Raw genomic sequence first — 15,226 nt, 5'->3', positions numbered from 1 at the left:
CCTGTGGATTTTACAGGCTTTCTGGGGAACCCCGGTGTGAAAAGCGCTTTGTCCGACGCTTTTTCCGCCGGGCGTTTTCCTCATGCTCTTATCTTGCAGGGGGAGCCGGGCACCGGGCGGCGCACCCTGGCAAGGCTTATAGCCCAGGCCCTGGTGTGCCGCAGCCGGGACAAGGCCCCCTGCGGGGAATGCCCCGCCTGCCTGCGGGCCAGGGCTGGTTCCCACCCGGACATCCGCATTGTGGAGGGCAAGGGGGACAGCGGAAGCATTTCCGTAGAGCAGATACAGGAAATGGCTGCGGATGCCCAGCGGATGCCCGACGAGGCAGACTATTCGGTATACATCCTGGTTTTCGGGGAATATATTCTGGACGCACCCCAGAACAAGCTTTTAAAGCTTTTGGAGGAGCCGCCTGCCGGGGCGGTGTTCCTGCTGGTGTGCCGATCTGCCCGGGCGCTGCTGCCTACCATCCGATCCCGGGCGCAGGTTTTCCAGCTTATGCCGCCCAGCGAGGAAGAAGCCGCCCAGTGGCTGGAAGCCAGCAGGGACATAAGCCCTGGGGAGGCCCGCAGGCTTGCCTCCCTCTGCGGGGGGAATCTGGGCCTGATGCAGGGGGAGCTGGAAAGCGGCACAGCCAAAGAGGCTATGGAGGCTGCCACTGCCATGGCCCTGGCATTGCCGGGCCGGGGCGCCCACAATCTGCTCTGCGCCGCCGCCCCCCTTTTAAAAGACAGAGCGCTGTGCAGGCAGGCCCTTGCCCGGCTGGGGCTGATTTTCCGGGACGCCTGTATGCTGCGCTGCGGGGGCAAAACCTTGCTGGGAGGCGCGCCGGAGGCTGCCGACAAGCTGGCGGATCTGCCCCTAAAGCAGCTTGTGCGCCTGCCGGAGCTGGCAGAGGAAGCCCGGCAGAACCTGGAGCGAAACGCCAATACCAACCTGCTGGTTACCCAGCTTTGCGCGGGCTTGCGGGAAGCCATCGGAAGGACATGAGAAAAGGCGGAAGGGAAAATCCCTTCCGCCTTTTCCTTTTTATCGCCCTTTTGTCTGTACGGTGGCGCTGCACACCGCCCCGGCCTTTGCCGCCGCCAGAAGCTGCTCATAGCTGCGGCCCTTGCCCGTTTCCTCCACGCCGGCAGGCAGGAACTTTTCAAAAATGCACAGGTTTCCCAAAGCCTTAGCCTTTTTATAGTCCTGCTCGGTGCGCAGCGTCCAGCTTACCTCCTGCATCCCAAACAGCCTGCGCACCACAGCCAGGGACAGGATGTTCCGGTATTTAAAATTGTACGCCTCAAAGTGGGGACGGTTGTACCAGTTCGTCATCAGGTTCCGGGCAAAGAAAGCCCCGCTGGCGGAAAGCCCCTCATCCCCGGCCTTCATCCTGTCCATAAGCTGGCCCCGCACCAGCTCCGGGTGGTGGTCTTTAAACCACCGGACAATCCGGGGGTCAAAGGATTCCACACAGTACAGCCCTTTATACGCCTTTAGCTGCTCCATTGTCAGGGCACACAGCTCATTGGGGTCGTTATAGCCCTTCAGCTCAATAATCAAAGGCGTTTTGCCTCCCACAACCTCCAGCACCTCGGAGAACAGGGGCACTTTTTCCTCTGTGCCGAAAAGCTTATAGCCCCGCAGCTCCTCCAGTGTCATGCTGGAAATGATTTTGTCCACGCCGCAGCTTCTCTTGATGGAGTTGTCATGGTGCACCACTATCTGCTTGTCTTTTGTAAGCTGCAGATCAAATTCCATGCCAAAGCCCCCCAGCACTGCCAGGGAAAAAGCAGTGCAGGAATTTTCCGGCACCTTGTTTTCTATGTTGTGCAGGCCCCGGTGGGCATAATCATATTTTTGGAACTCCCGGAAGTCCGCCTTTTTCCCGGAAGGCGCAATGGCCCACAGCCATGCCCCTGCTGTTGCCAACAAAATAAGGACTGCCGCCGCAATTACAACGGCTAAAATGATTCCCGAACCCATACCAAAAACCTCCGGTGTTTTATCTATATTTTTTTATATTTTGCCCAAACAAGGCTTGCGGCTCCCTGTGCTATAAGCTATAATAACAGTAGCGGGCCAGCTACTATACTATACCGCATCTGGAACCTTTTTTCAACCGCTTTCGCAATGCGCGGGCAAATTAGTTTTTGGAGGAAGCCTTTTTACAAAAAGGCTTCCGGGGTTTGGGGTGAGCGTCTGCCATGTGGCCAAACGTTCGCGCTCCGCGCGAGCGTTTACAATCTGCGAACCGACCGAATCGGCAGATGAGAAGAGCCCCAAAGCAAAAGAAAGGAGCCGCCTATGAAATTTACAAAAGGCTACTGGCTGAACCTGCCCGGCGTGGAAAACGCTGACTGCGTGCAGATACGGCAGGTGAAAATCAGCGAAAAAGAAGTGTACCTCTATGCCGTGCCTTATGCCCAGGATCAGCGGGCCATGGGCGGCCCTGTGCTGGAGCTGTTTATCTCCTCGCCTGGAAAGGACATCCTGCGGGTGCAGGCATACCACTTTATAGGCAGCGCCAAAAAGGAGCCGCAGTTTGAGCTGGCCATGGAGGATCTGCCCCTGGACGTGGAGGAAACCAGAAAGGGGCTTATCATCCAAAGCGGCAAAACAAAGCTGACGATCACCTTAAACCCGGCCTCCTTTACCTTCTCTTATGACGGGCGGCTTCTCACCAAAATTGGCGACCGCTTCGGCCACGCCATGATAAGCACTATGAAAACCCCGGAAGGGCCTTTCATGCGGGTGCAGTTCGACCTGTGCGTGGGCGAACGCATTTACGGCCTGGGGGAACGGTTCACGCCCTTTGTGAAAAACGGGCAGGTGGTGGACATGTGGAACGAGGACGGCGGCACCTCCTCGGAAATTGCCTATAAAAACATCCCCTTCTATATGAGCAACAACGGCTATGGGGTACTGGTAAATTCCAGCGGCAAGGTGTCTTACGAAGTGTGCTCTGAGGCTGTTACCCGGATGCAGTTCTCTGTGCCCGGGGAAAAAATCGACTTCATGGTAATAGGCGGCAGGGAAGGCAAGGAAGTCCTGCAAAATTACACAGCCCTTACCGGCAGGCCCGCCCTGCCTCCCGCCTGGAGCTTCGGCCTGTGGCTGACCACCTCTTTTACCACCAGCTATGACGAAAAGACGGTGCGCAGCTTTGTGGACGGCATGGCAGAGCGGAGAATCCCTTTGCATGTATTCCACTTTGACTGCTACTGGATGAAAGAAAACGAATGGTGCAATTTCCAGTGGGATGAGTCCATGTTTGATGACGCCCCTGCCATGCTCCGCCGGATGAAGGAAGAGCGCGCTTTAAAAATCTGCGTGTGGATAAACCCCTACATCGGGCAGAAATCCCCCCTGTTCAGGGAGGCCATGGAAAAGGGGTATCTCCTCAAGCGGCCTAATGGCGACGTTTGGCAGTGGGATTTATGGCAGGCAGGCATGGGGCTGGTGGATTTCACCAATCCCGGCGCCTGGAAATGGTATCAGGACAAGCTGCGGGCGCTGCTCCAGATGGGTGTGGACTGCTTTAAAACAGACTTTGGGGAGCGAATCCCCACAGATGTGGCGTACTTTGACGGCAGCGATCCGGAGCTGATGCACAACTATTATACATACCTGTATAACAAATGCGTTTTTGAACTGCTGGAAGAATACAAGGGAAAAGGCCAGGCCTGTGTGTTTGCCCGCAGCGCCACTGTGGGCGGGCAGAGGTTCCCTGTACACTGGGGCGGAGACTGCACCTCCAATTACCTTTCCATGTGGGAATCCCTCCGGGCAGGGCTTTCCCTGTGCATGTCCGGCTTCGGCTTCTGGAGCCATGACATCAGCGGCTTTGAAGGTACAGCCCCAGACGGGGTTTACAAGCGCTGGGCCGCCTTCGGGCTTTTGTCCACCCATTCCCGGCTTCATGGCAGCCAGTCCTACCGGGTGCCATGGCTCTTTGGGGAGGAGGCTGTGGACGTGGTGCGCAAGTTTACCAACCTGAAATGCACCCTGATGCCCTATCTCTATTCCAACGCCGTCTATACCCATAAAACCGGCATTCCCTCCATGCGTGCCATGACCCTGGAATTCCCGGCGGATATTCCCTGCTATGATTTAGACCGCCAGTACATGCTGGGGGAAAGCCTGCTGGTGGCCCCGGTGTTCACCGATTCCGGCGACGTGAACTACTATCTGCCGGAGGGCCTGTGGACAAACCTGCTGGACAACCGCACTATAGAAGGGGGCCGCTGGATCCATGAAATACACAGCTTCATGAGCCTGCCCCTGATGGTGCGGGAAAACACCCTGCTGCCTATAGGCGGGGACGATGAACATGTAGAATACGACTACGGCAAGAACTTGACCCTGCACCTGTTCCACCTTACAGGCACTGCCAGCACCAGCGTGAAGGATATGTACGGCAAGGACATGCTGGACGCCCAGGCTGTTAACAAAAACGACCAGGTCACTGTCAGCTTCCAGGGCCGGGCGGAGAACCTTTCCCTGCTGCTGCGAGGCGTGGATCATGTAGAGAATTTGACAGGCGCCAGGGCCGAGGCTACAGAATGGGGCCTGCTGCTGCATGTCAATCCGGAGCTTCCTGATGTGTGCTTCACGTTTATCCAGTAAGCAGGCCACAAAAATGGTGGAAAAAAACAGGGCAGATAACGCTGCCCTGCGCCCCACCGCCTATTGAACTTTTTTAGCCTTTTTGCAAGATGCCCTAGAGTCTGTTTTAAAACCAGAGAAATGCCAGTATTTTTGTTCAGGGCAGGCGGTTTCAAGGCAAAAACCGCAAGAAATACTTTCGTATTTCGAGGATTTTTAACACAGAAACCGTTTGTTACTGGACAAAAAGACGGTTTTTCGGAGTTTTAAGACAGACTCTAATACCCATGCGGCAAAAGGGCCTGGATACACGCCAGGCCCTTTTTACTATTCCGTTTCGCCGGATTGGTCAGGACTTGTCCTTGGGCTTTGCCACCAGCGCCGCCAGATAGCCGAAGAATACGGCAGCGGCTGTTCCAGCCGCCCCGGCGGTCAGGCCGCCTGTGAACGCTCCCAGCAGCCCCTTCTCCTGCACAGCCTCCCGGACACCCTCAGACAAGGCCCAGCCAAAGCCGCACAGGGGCACTGTAGCCCCGCAGCCCGCGTAGTCCACAATGGAGCCATATATGCCCAAGGCACCCAGCAGCACCCCCACCGTGACAAACATCACCATAATCCGGGCCGGGGTCAGCTTGGTCAGGTCAATGAGAAGCTGGCCTATCACACAGATAAGCCCGCCCACCCAGAATGCGTTTATATATTCCACACTTGTCCCCTCTTCCTTTTTGGTCGGTTCTGTCTCTAGTCTTTTCCAAAAAGGGGTCCGCTATGCGCTGCCGGAATTATTTGTCTTTGGAAACATGCTGCTTTCCGAGCCCTTTCCGGCTATATGCCGATCTGTTTGCGTTTCCGCATAATAGCCGGATGCACTCTCATTTCTTTGCAAAAAACGACTTGACAAGCGGCGCATTTTGGCATATAATAAATATCGTTGTAAAACGCAGTGCGGGCGTAGCTCATCTGGTAGAGCGCCACCTTGCCAAGGTGGAGGTAGCGAGTTCGAGCCTCGTCGTCCGCTCCAAACAGTGGATATCCGTTTTAGCGGATGTCCACTGTTTTTATTGATTCTATAGCAAAAATTCGTCTACATGCCTCTTGGAGGCTTTTATAAGAAGCGGCAAAAATCTTAAAAGAGGAAGCTTTCCGTTATGAGGATAATTCTGTCAGGCAATTTTGTAAAGCAGCAGCTTGAAAGCAATATTTTCAAACCAAGCGACCATGCTATGGGAAGTAAGAGCGTGTGTTTTCAAGTTTAAACCCTATAGTAAAATATTCACAAAATAAGTTGACAATATTGTAAAAATACTGTATAGTAAATTTTGAAAGATACGCATCTTCGTTTTTCAAATTATGAAAGGAGAGAGTTGCATGAAAATCTTTAAGTATGGAAAAATGATCTTAGCAGGACTCTTGGTGCTTTGCCTTTGTATCCCCGCTGTAGCTGCCGAAGTTCCAAGCGAAGAAACAGCGGTAGATGCTTATGAAATGTTTGATGAGGTATCAGAAGGGATTGATACTATCCGAGAAATTCATTTCAATGTAACATATGTGGAGGATCCAGATGTTGTTGCGTATATTGAAAGAATGAAAAAGAATCCTAAAATTCAACAGACCGTACAGGAGGAAGCTACAGATCCAGAAGCTTGGTGGCGGTGGTTTGATTCTATGCCAGTTGAAACAGCAAGATTTATGAACCAAAAAGAAGCAATGGAATGGCTGGAAAGGTTTTCAACCATTCCAAGGGAGGAAAGAAGCTACTTAAGCTATAACCTTTTACGCCTAGACGTGAAAGAGCTGATGGCCCCTACTATATATGACGCGCCGGAAGGCTATCAAGGAATAAAGCCTTTTGCGGAAGAAATTGATCCGGGCGCAGGCTTCTTGCCTGTTGGTGGGTGGGAACATAAATTTGATTTCATCTTTTGGCATGAGGATAAAAAAGGCTAACAGCAAATTGCTATCTATATTCTTTAAACACATATGCTGATGGGGTAAATTACCAATCTGTCGGATATGCTTCTCAGGGAAAAATCCCAACAATGGCTGATGTTTATGCTAATTTCGACAAATATTTGAAGGAAGATGCTCCGCATTTTAATAACAAAATAATTGTTAGGACAACGGCCACAGCAAAACCGGGCTATGGACAATATAAAATAGTAGGTGTAATGTGTAAAGGCTGGGATTTCCACTTTTACAGACAAGATTCAGACGGGTATTGGTCACATAAAATGGGATACAACGATATCTCACAGTATGATGCGGCAGGCATTAAAATTTTGAACCCTGCGAATTGCAATAGAAATTACGGGCAAAAGTATAATAACTATTCTTCTTTTATGGGATATTACATGGTTACATATAAACGTTAGCAATGCCATTCGCATGGACAGCTGATTCAAAAATCAAAACCACGCGTGAAACGCGTGGTATGCACAAGCCCTAAAAGGGCATAGTACCAGCTACCTCTCAAGAGGTACTGAAAAGAGATCTTCCAAGTGCAATAACTGCCCTACTACCCGTAAACGGGCAGTCTCTACGTCCTTTGGGCGTTTTATTCTACACAATTCTCTTTTGTCATCTCGCTTTGCTCGATGCTTTATGCTAAAGCTTTTTATCCTCACCGGCTGAGCCGGTGGTTCTTCTAGCTAAAGCGACAAAAGAAGAACACCCCCTGCTTTTCAGGCAGAGGGTGTTCTTGCTTATTCTTATTCTACCGGGGTACAGCGGTTTCCAGGTTTTTAATCTCTGTACGGTACAACCGGGCATACAGCACTAGGGAAATTGCCAGGGAAACGCACTCAGCAATACCAAGTACGCGAACCGGATGCAGCGTTATCCTGCTGGAGCGGACGACGAGGCTCGAACTCGCTACCTCCACCTTGGCAAGGTGGCGCTCTACCAGATGAGCTACGCCCGCACTTGTTTTTACAATGTTATTTATTATACGCCAAAATGTATCAGTTGTCAAGCTGTTTTTAGCAAAGGGCGCGTCCCAGGTTGGACACGCCCGGATGTAAAAACTTGTTGCAATCCCTTCTGGGTTCTGGTATACTATAGTGCCACATTTTGAAAAGGAGTGAGCACACAATGACAAACTGGTATTTCCCAGAGGACAAAACAAGCCCGGTATTCACCGCCTATAACCATCTCCGCCGCAAGTTCCCGGAGGGGCAGGTGCCAAAGCTGCCGCCTAAGGCTGTGCTGTTCTGCCTTGGCAAAGGGCTGCCTGTTTTAAGGGAGCGCTTCCAAACGGAAACCGTTTTAGAGGAACTGACAGGCTTTATCACCCACACGCCTGTTTACAAGGTGCAGGGCCATGACAGCGTGTGCTTTCTCCATGGCGGCTACGGCGCGCCACAAGCCACCACAACCCTGGAGAGCATCCATGCCATGGGGGTGGAGGAAATCCTGGTGGTGGGGCTGTGCGGCATTTTTGTGCCGGAACTCCAGGTGGGGGATATCCTCCTGCCCCAAAGAATTTTAAGCGAAGAGGGCACTTCCCTCCACTATCAGGAGAAGCCGGGCTTTGCCCGGACTACCCCTCCGGCCTCCTCCCAAAGCCTGAAGGACTTCCTTCTGGAAAAGGGCTTCACCGCTGAGGAACGGGACACTGTTACCACTGACGCGCCCTACCGCCAGACCTTCCACAAAGAAGCCCTTTGGCGGGAGCAGGGCTGTGCGGGAGTGGACATGGAGGCCTCCGCTCTGGTGAACCTCTGTACCTATTATGGCATGAAAAGCACTGTGGCCCTGATGGCCTCTGACAAGCACCCTGTGCAGGAGGGGGACAAGCCCTGGGCCTGGGGGAGCCTGGACTTTAACAGCCTGCGGGATAATTTCATCGCGGCATGTATCGAATACAGCCTGCGGTAAGGAGCGAAGGAAAATGAAAGACGAGATTTGGGTTGTGAAGGTGGGCACCTCTACCCTCACATATGAAAACGGCCGGGTGAACCTGCGCCGGATGGAATGCCTGTGCAGGGCCTTGGCAGATCTGCAAAACGCGGGCAAGCGGCTGGTGCTGGTGTCCTCCGGGGCCATTGGCGTGGGCATGGGCAAGCTGGGGCTGAAAAGCCGTCCTGCCGAGACAGAAAAAAAGCAGGCCCTTGCCGCTGTGGGCCAGTGTGAATTGATGTTCCTCTATGACAAGTTTTTTGGGGAATATAACCAGACTGTGGCCCAGGTGCTGCTGACCGCCGGGGTAGTCCATGATGACCGGGGGCGGCACAACGTGGAGAACACCTTCCGGGAGCTGCTTACAATGGGAACCATCCCCATTGTAAACGAAAACGACACCGTGGAGACAAGCGAGCTGGAGGGCCAGAATTTTGGAGACAACGACACCCTTTCCGCTGTGGTGGCAGAGCTGATTGCCGCCGACTTTTTGGTAATCCTTACAGACACCGACGGCCTTTATGACAGCGATCCCCGGAAGAACCCGGCGGCAAAGCTTATCCCCCGGGTGGAAAACATCACCCCGGAAATAGAGGCCCTGGCCGGAGGCGCGGGATCCAGCCGGGGCACAGGGGGCATGGCTACAAAGCTGCGGGCCGCTAAAATGGCAGGGGCTAAGGGCATTCCCTGCGCAGTAGTTTCCGGGGCGGACATGGAGAACCTGTACAGGCTGCTGGAGGGAAAGCCAGCGGGCACCTTGTTTGCGGCAGGACAGGACTGACGGATGGAGAAGCATGGAAGGCTGATTTAGGTGGGCTGCCTTTTGAGAAGCCCCTGCGCTATATTTTACAAATACGCCTCTTGACAGGCCTGGCTCCACATGGTATATATAATATGAATATAGAAACTGCCACCGGGTAGGAATGTGATAGAGCATTCGCTGGCGCATCGTTAGGTCTTGGAAGATGCGCACGCGGGTGCTTTTTGCTTTGAAAGGAGTATCTGTTCATGGGCGCCTTTAAAAAATCCTTATCATACTTTACGAAAGGGGAGCTTGCCCTCTGGGGCGGATCAGCAGTGCTGGTGCTGGGGGCCTTTTTATGGTTCGACCGGAGGAATCCCCTTATTCTTGCCGCCTCCCTTCTGGGCGTCACCTCCCTGCTGTTCAGCGCTAAGGGGAATCCCTTCGGGCAGGTGCTGATGGTGGTGTTCAGCCTGCTGTATGGCTATATCTCCTGGGGCTTTGCCTATTATGGGGAGATGCTCACCTATGTGGGCATGACAGCTCCCATGTCCCTGTACGCCCTGGTTTCCTGGCTGAAAAACCCTTATGGCGGCAGGCGCTCCCAGGTGAAAATCCGCCGGCTTGCCTGCCGGGAAGTCCTGGTGATGGCTCTGCTGGCCTTGCTTGTCACCATGGTTTTCTATTTTATCCTGGCATGGTTTTCCACTAGGAACCTGCTGCCCAGCACCTTGTCTGTAGCCACCAGCTTTTTAGCTGTATACCTCACTGCCCGCCGCAGCCCTTATTTTGCCCTGTGCTACGCCGCCAATGATTTAGTGCTCGTCCTTTTTGGAGCCTGGCGGCGCTGGAGAACAGAGCTTATCTGTCCACAGCAGCCTGCTTTGCTGTGTTTCTCTTAAATGACAGCTACACCTTTGTAAATTGGCGGCGGATGCAGGCCAGGCAGGAGCAGGAGGCGGGAAAATGAAGTGAAAGGCGAAGTTTTCTTGCAAAGCGGGGCAGAGTTTGGTATAATGCCAGAAGGCAAAGATTTTATTGAGAGGAAGGCGGAAGGCTTTATGAAAGCAGCGGAAAAGACCATGGACATGATAACCGGCCTATGCAAGAACCGGGGATTTATCTTCCCCGGCAGCGAGATATACGGCGGCCTTGCCAACACCTGGGATTACGGCCCTTTGGGCACGCGGCTCAAGAACAACGTGAAGGACGCCTGGCGCAAACGTTTTATCCAGGAGCGGGAAAACAGCTTTGAAATCGACGCGGACATCCTCATGCATCCCCGGGTGTGGGAGGCAAGCGGGCACGTGCAGTCCTTCTCCGATCCCCTTTTAGACTGCAAGGAGTGCAAAATGCGCCACCGGGCCGACAATCTTATTGACGATTTCGATCCCGAGGCCCATGCCGACGGCATGACAAAAGAGGAGATGTTCCAGTATATCAAAGACCACAGCATCCCCTGCCCCCATTGCGGCAAGCACAATTTCACAGATATCCGGGAGTTTAACCTGATGTTCCAAACCTACCGGGGGGTGACAGAGAGCAGCAAAAGCGTTATCTATCTGCGGCCTGAAAACGCCCAGGGCGAATATGTGAACTTTTTAAACGTCCAGCGCACCATGCGTGCAAAGCTCCCCTTCTCCATCGGGCAGATAGGCAAGGCTTTCAGAAACGAGATTACCCCTGGCAACTTCACCTTCCGCACCATTGAGTTCGAGCAGATGGAGTTCCAAACCTTCTGCAAAGAGGGCACAGACGGAGAGCTTTACGAGCATTTCAAGGCATACGGCAAGAAATTCTTTGAGGACTTAGGCCTGCCCGCCGACTGCCTCCGTTTCCATGACCACGAGAAGCTTGCCCACTATGCCAAGGCCGCCTGCGACATTGAGTATCTGTTCCCCTTTGGCTGGGGAGAGATCAACGGCACCCACAACCGCACGGATTTCGACCTTTCCCGCCACCAGGAGTACAGCGGCCAGAAGATGGACTATCTGGATCCGGAGACAAACGAAAAGTTTATCCCTTATATCATTGAGTCTACCTATGGCCTGGATCGCACGGTGCTGGCCCTGCTGTGCGAGGCCTACGACGTGGAAATGCTGGACGAGGCGAAAAACGACAGCCGGGTGGTGCTCCACCTCCACCCCGCCATGGCCCCCTACAAGGCCGCTGTGCTGCCCCTTTCCAAAAAGCTCTCTGGTCCGGCCCGGGAAATCTACCAGGAGCTGAGCAAATCCTTTATGGTAGACTTTGATGAAACCGGATCCATTGGCAAGCGCTACCGCCGGGAGGATGAAATCGGTACGCCCCTGTGCATCACCGTAGACTTTGACACCGTAGGCGACAGCGAAAAAGCCGGGGACAACTGCGTTACCGTCCGGGACAGGGACACCATGGAGCAGGAGCGCATTCCTGTATCCGCCCTGAAGGCATATATCGAGGCCCGCATTCAGTTCTAAAGCCCCTGCGTAGATACGATACGCCTATACGGCAGGGTAAATGTCAAATGATTTGAAAGATTCTAAGTTTGCAGGAGACCTGCAGAACCCAGAGCGGGCCTGCTTTTCAATATGAAAAATGCGGAAAACAGATTGCATATTGATGGGAATTTTGCAATCTCGCAAAGTGGGATTGCAAAATTTTTACCCGCTTTCGGCGCAAAACCGTCAAGCGTTCATATTTACCTTTCAGGGGCGTTTAAGGACGTACACAGAACCTTTTAAAAAAACAACAGCCCTTTAAGCGAACGCATACAAACGCCGCTTAAAGGGCTTGCTTTTTGCCTTTAAGAGAGAATAACCCGTGCATTTTTTGCACGGGCCTTAGAATTCCTAGGTTTTCGGGCGTTTTGTAATCTAAGTGCTATTCCATCTTGCATGAGCTGTCCCTACCTTGCAGGTAGTGTCAACAATTTTTCGCACTTTATGAACCTGCATTGATAATCGAAATTGCCAGATGAGCGAGAATTTTGGGGGCTAGCCAAGGCAAATGTTTCGCAAACGCATATATGCGTTTGCACCTCTGCAAGAAAATTTAACACAAAGCGGCTTCAAAAAGGCCGCTCAGATGGTGGTTACAGGTTATGAATACAGACTCTCATAGTATGCTGCCTTGATCCAGCAAAATTTCCTCTCCTGTCAGGGCATGGATCATCACCTGCTCATAGTCCGGAACCAGCACGGTTTCCTGGGGATTGCTTTTCTCGGGGTAGGCTCTGGTGCGCAGTACGCCAAAGCGCCATGCAGGGGCCAGTTCCACCTCCACCCGGGACGCATCTGCCACAGGCACATATTCCAAGGCAATCTCCCGCACCTCAACAGCGTCCTCCAGAACGCCCTGCTGGTACAGTTCGTCCAGTTTGTTCAAAGCGCCTTCCAAGTCCAGGGCCTGGGCGGGGGTTTGGTTTTCGCCTACGTCAAAGACGCAGGAAATGTGCAGGCTGTGCAGGCCATCAGCAGCATACAGGGCCTCTATGGTGGCGCCGGGCAGGTAAGTTCCTTTGTCCACGCTGCCGTTTTCATGGGCTGTAACAGGCACGCCCTGTATATCCGTATAGAGCCTGTAGAAGTAACATTCCCGGCTTTCAGGCTCTGCGTTCCTTTCAGCAGGCAGTTCTTTCACAGGCGCGCCCTCCGCCTCAGAGGGCACAGCCCCTGCGTCCTCGTCAGCGGGAACCTCTGCAAGAACCGGTTCTCCTGCCTCTGCCTCCAGGGCATCCCTGCCGGCAGCGCCCCCTTCCTCCGGCATTTCCGCAGGGCTTGTCTCTTCCAAGCGCTGCTCTGCTTTCTGCAAGGCGCTTTCTTCCACTGCGTAGCAGTCATACTGGGAGGACACCTCCACCCCCAGCTTTCCCAGCACCTGGCGCAGTTCCTCATAGCCCTGTTGGCGGGAGGCAAAAGGCAGATCCTTATCAGCGGGGAACAGATCCCCGTTATACAGCCCATCCGCCTTGTCCAGGTGGAACCAGGGGGCCACGCTGCTGTACAGGCCGTCCTTATCATAAGTAACGGTTTCGCCCTGCACCATCAGGCTTTGACCGTCCTCTCCAGTAAAGAAATGGTACACAGCGCCTGGGATAAGGGATCCGGCTGCTGCCTCGTCCTTTTGGCAGGGGATTTCCCCTTCCCCCAGCAGCACGTTCTTTACGGCTTCCGGATCAAAGCTGTGAAGGGCGCCGCTATAGGAGGAGAGGCTGGAAAAGTCCACACTGCCGGGGCAGGAAACCACAGCGTTTACAGCCGCGCCGCAGGAAAGGGTGCGCTGGATTTCCCCGGAAGCTTCCGCTTCTGGGGCGGGCGTGCTGCTTTCCGGCAGGGAAGCGGAATGGGGGCTTGGCTCAGGATCGGCCGCGGGGACAGAGCTTGCAGGCTGGAAGGAGAGGCTGTCTGCCTGGGCGCTGCAGGCTGTCAGCGCCGCTGCCAGCAGGACAGGGAGAAAAACAGATTTCCAAAACTTTTTCATAACGTATCACCATCTGGTACAGAGCGCGGAGGGCTGTACCGTTCCTTTCTTTAAACAGTGTCGGGAAATTGCTTTTTGTGAATTCACTGTCTATTAGACGGAGAGCGGGGGCGTTTGGTCAGGCGGGTTTGCGGATTTTGAAAAAATTTTTTTCGGGGGACGGAAACAGGGATTGGGGGAAAGGGCAAAAGCATGGGAAAAGGCGGGAAAATTTTTGGTGAAAGAATAGAATCGCAAATTTATCTTGCGCCGGGGCGGGTTTTCCTGTATCATAGTATACTGATAATGAAAGCATATACACCTTGGACGAGACACAGAAAGGAAGAGATGTATGGGGAAAACCGGATATCTGGTGTTGGAAAACGGAAAAGTGTTTCAGGGCCGCCGCTTTGGGGCACAGGGAGAAGTGCTAGCGGAAGTAGTGTTTACCACAGGCATGACAGGGTATTTGGAAACCCTGACGGATCAAAGCTATTACGGGCAGGCAGTTGTACAGACTTTTCCCCTGATTGGGAATTACGGCGTGATTCCCGCTGATTTTGAAAGCGACGGCATCGGGCCTCGCGGGTATATTGTGAAGCATTGGTGCCAAGCTCCTTCCAATTTTCGTTCGGAAGGCAGCCTTGACACCTTTTTTTCGGAAAAGGGCGTTGTGGCCCTTTCCGGAATCGACACCCGGGCGCTGACAAAGCTGATACGGGAAAAAGGCGTGATGAACGGCATGATTACCGACAACCCCCAGGCGGTGGACATGGAAGCCCTGAAAGCCTATAAGGTGGAAGGGGCGGTGCGGGCCACCTCCACCAAGGAGGCCTATACGGTGCAGCCTGAAGGAGATGCGAAAAAGCGGATTGCCCTTATTGACTACGGCATGAAGCGCAACATCCTGCGGGAGCTGGTGCGGCGGGGGGCGGAGGTGACGGTGCTGCCCTGCACGGCAACGGCACAGGAAATCGCGGCCCTGGATGTGGACGGCATTATGCTGACAAACGGGCCGGGGGATCCGGCGGAAAACGTGGAAATTATTGAGAACCTCAAGGAAATCTGCGGGCTGCATATCCCCATGTTCGGCATCTGTCTGGGGCACCAGCTTCTGGCCCTGGCCCATGGCGGCCAGCGGACGAAGCTGAAATATGGACACAGGGGAGAAAACCAGCCTGTGAAGAACCTGGAAACCGGGCGGGTGTATGTAACCAGCCAGAACCATGGCTATGCCATTGTGGGAGACAGCCTGGACGAAAAGGTGGGCAGGGAGCTGTACCGCAACGTAAACGACGGCACCTGCGAGGGCGTGCGGTATCTCCAGCACCCGGCCTTTTCCGTACAGTTCCACCCGGAAGCCTGCGGCGGGCCGCTGGACACAGAGGAACTGTTTGACGAGTTTTTCGCTATGCTGGCAACGTGACGTTGCACCCAAGACGCGGGGGACTGACAGGGAACCCATCCGCCGCGAAAAGAGTTTTCGCGGCTTATGTTCTCCCTCGCGCCCCAGCCTGCTCCCGGAAACTCTATTCCGGATGGAGCGCAGCGTAA

At 53.7% G+C, this 15,226-nt stretch carries 12 protein-coding genes and 2 tRNA genes; 10 read left to right on the top strand and 4 right to left on the bottom strand.

Going from position 1 to position 15,226, the window contains the following annotated elements; genetic code table 11:
• The first annotated feature begins 3 nt into the window (after window positions 1-3).
• Window positions 4-990: a DNA polymerase III subunit gene (locus tag VSQ30_RS18985; protein WP_334466546.1), complete on the top strand. Its 987-nt coding sequence runs from the start codon at window positions 4-6 to the stop codon at window positions 988-990.
• A 39-nt stretch (window positions 991-1,029) separates the two neighbouring features.
• On the opposite strand, the gene VSQ30_RS18980 is transcribed toward VSQ30_RS18985, so the two are convergent.
• Window positions 1,030-1,971, bottom strand: coding sequence for a glycerophosphodiester phosphodiesterase family protein (locus VSQ30_RS18980; protein ID WP_334466544.1), 942 nt, complete (start codon window positions 1,969-1,971; stop codon window positions 1,030-1,032).
• Between the two features lie 321 nt (window positions 1,972-2,292).
• Here VSQ30_RS18980 and yicI point away from each other — a divergent pair, with 321 nt between their 5' ends.
• Complete coding sequence (gene yicI, locus VSQ30_RS18975; RefSeq protein ID WP_334466542.1) at window positions 2,293-4,614, top strand: alpha-xylosidase; 2,322 nt, start codon at window positions 2,293-2,295, stop codon at window positions 4,612-4,614.
• Window positions 4,615-4,942: 328 nt separating this feature from the next.
• On the opposite strand, the gene spoVAE is transcribed toward yicI, so the two are convergent.
• On the bottom strand, window positions 4,943-5,299 hold the full coding sequence (spoVAE, locus tag VSQ30_RS18970; RefSeq protein WP_334466539.1) for a stage V sporulation protein AE: 357 nt from the start codon (window positions 5,297-5,299) through the stop codon (window positions 4,943-4,945).
• Between the two features lie 239 nt (window positions 5,300-5,538).
• On the opposite strand from spoVAE, the gene VSQ30_RS18965 reads away from it, so the two are divergent.
• The 3 genes from VSQ30_RS18965 to VSQ30_RS18955 all read left to right on the top strand — a co-directional run bounded on the left by VSQ30_RS18965 (window position 5,539) and on the right by VSQ30_RS18955 (window position 6,965).
• Window positions 5,539-5,614: transfer RNA gene (locus VSQ30_RS18965), tRNA-Gly, on the top strand.
• A 347-nt stretch (window positions 5,615-5,961) separates the two neighbouring features.
• Window positions 5,962-6,540 carry a hypothetical protein gene (locus VSQ30_RS18960; RefSeq protein ID WP_334466536.1) on the top strand — a complete coding sequence of 193 codons (579 nt, stop codon included), beginning with the start codon at window positions 5,962-5,964 and terminating at the stop codon, window positions 6,538-6,540.
• 92 nt (window positions 6,541-6,632) lie between these two features.
• On the top strand, window positions 6,633-6,965 hold the full coding sequence (locus VSQ30_RS18955) for a hypothetical protein (protein ID WP_334466534.1): 333 nt from the start codon (window positions 6,633-6,635) through the stop codon (window positions 6,963-6,965).
• Window positions 6,966-7,437: 472 nt separating this feature from the next.
• Here VSQ30_RS18955 and VSQ30_RS18950 read toward each other — a convergent pair.
• Window positions 7,438-7,513: transfer RNA gene (locus VSQ30_RS18950), tRNA-Gly, on the bottom strand.
• Window positions 7,514-7,683: 170 nt separating this feature from the next.
• Between VSQ30_RS18950 and VSQ30_RS18945 the strand changes: the two genes are divergently transcribed.
• The 4 genes from VSQ30_RS18945 to VSQ30_RS18930 all read left to right on the top strand — a co-directional run bounded on the left by VSQ30_RS18945 (window position 7,684) and on the right by VSQ30_RS18930 (window position 11,691).
• Window positions 7,684-8,469 carry a nucleoside phosphorylase gene (locus tag VSQ30_RS18945; protein ID WP_334466531.1) on the top strand — a complete coding sequence of 262 codons (786 nt, stop codon included), beginning with the start codon at window positions 7,684-7,686 and terminating at the stop codon, window positions 8,467-8,469.
• A 13-nt stretch (window positions 8,470-8,482) separates the two neighbouring features.
• Window positions 8,483-9,271 (top strand): glutamate 5-kinase, encoded by a 789-nt coding sequence (proB, locus tag VSQ30_RS18940; RefSeq protein WP_334466529.1) that lies wholly within the window; start codon window positions 8,483-8,485, stop codon window positions 9,269-9,271.
• A gap of 227 nt (window positions 9,272-9,498) precedes the next feature.
• A complete protein-coding gene (locus VSQ30_RS18935) occupies window positions 9,499-10,134 on the top strand; it encodes a nicotinamide mononucleotide transporter family protein (RefSeq protein ID WP_334466528.1) in 636 nt (211 codons plus the stop codon).
• Window positions 10,135-10,293: 159 nt separating this feature from the next.
• On the top strand, window positions 10,294-11,691 hold the full coding sequence (locus VSQ30_RS18930) for a glycine--tRNA ligase (RefSeq protein WP_334466527.1): 1,398 nt from the start codon (window positions 10,294-10,296) through the stop codon (window positions 11,689-11,691).
• 637 nt (window positions 11,692-12,328) lie between these two features.
• Here the strand turns inward: VSQ30_RS18930 and VSQ30_RS18925 are convergent.
• On the bottom strand, window positions 12,329-13,693 hold the full coding sequence (locus VSQ30_RS18925; RefSeq protein WP_334466525.1) for a hypothetical protein: 1,365 nt from the start codon (window positions 13,691-13,693) through the stop codon (window positions 12,329-12,331).
• A gap of 331 nt (window positions 13,694-14,024) precedes the next feature.
• Between VSQ30_RS18925 and VSQ30_RS18920 the strand changes: the two genes are divergently transcribed.
• Window positions 14,025-15,098, top strand: coding sequence for a carbamoyl phosphate synthase small subunit (locus VSQ30_RS18920; RefSeq protein WP_334466523.1), 1,074 nt, complete (start codon window positions 14,025-14,027; stop codon window positions 15,096-15,098).
• Window positions 15,099-15,226 lie beyond the last annotated feature (128 nt).

The sequence above is a fragment of the Acutalibacter sp. JLR.KK004 genome (assembly GCF_036941085.1).
Taxonomy (GTDB): domain Bacteria; phylum Bacillota; class Clostridia; order Oscillospirales; family Acutalibacteraceae; genus Acutalibacter.
The sequence above is the reverse complement of the archived record's forward strand: the minus strand, read 5'-3'. Positions and strand labels throughout refer to the sequence as shown.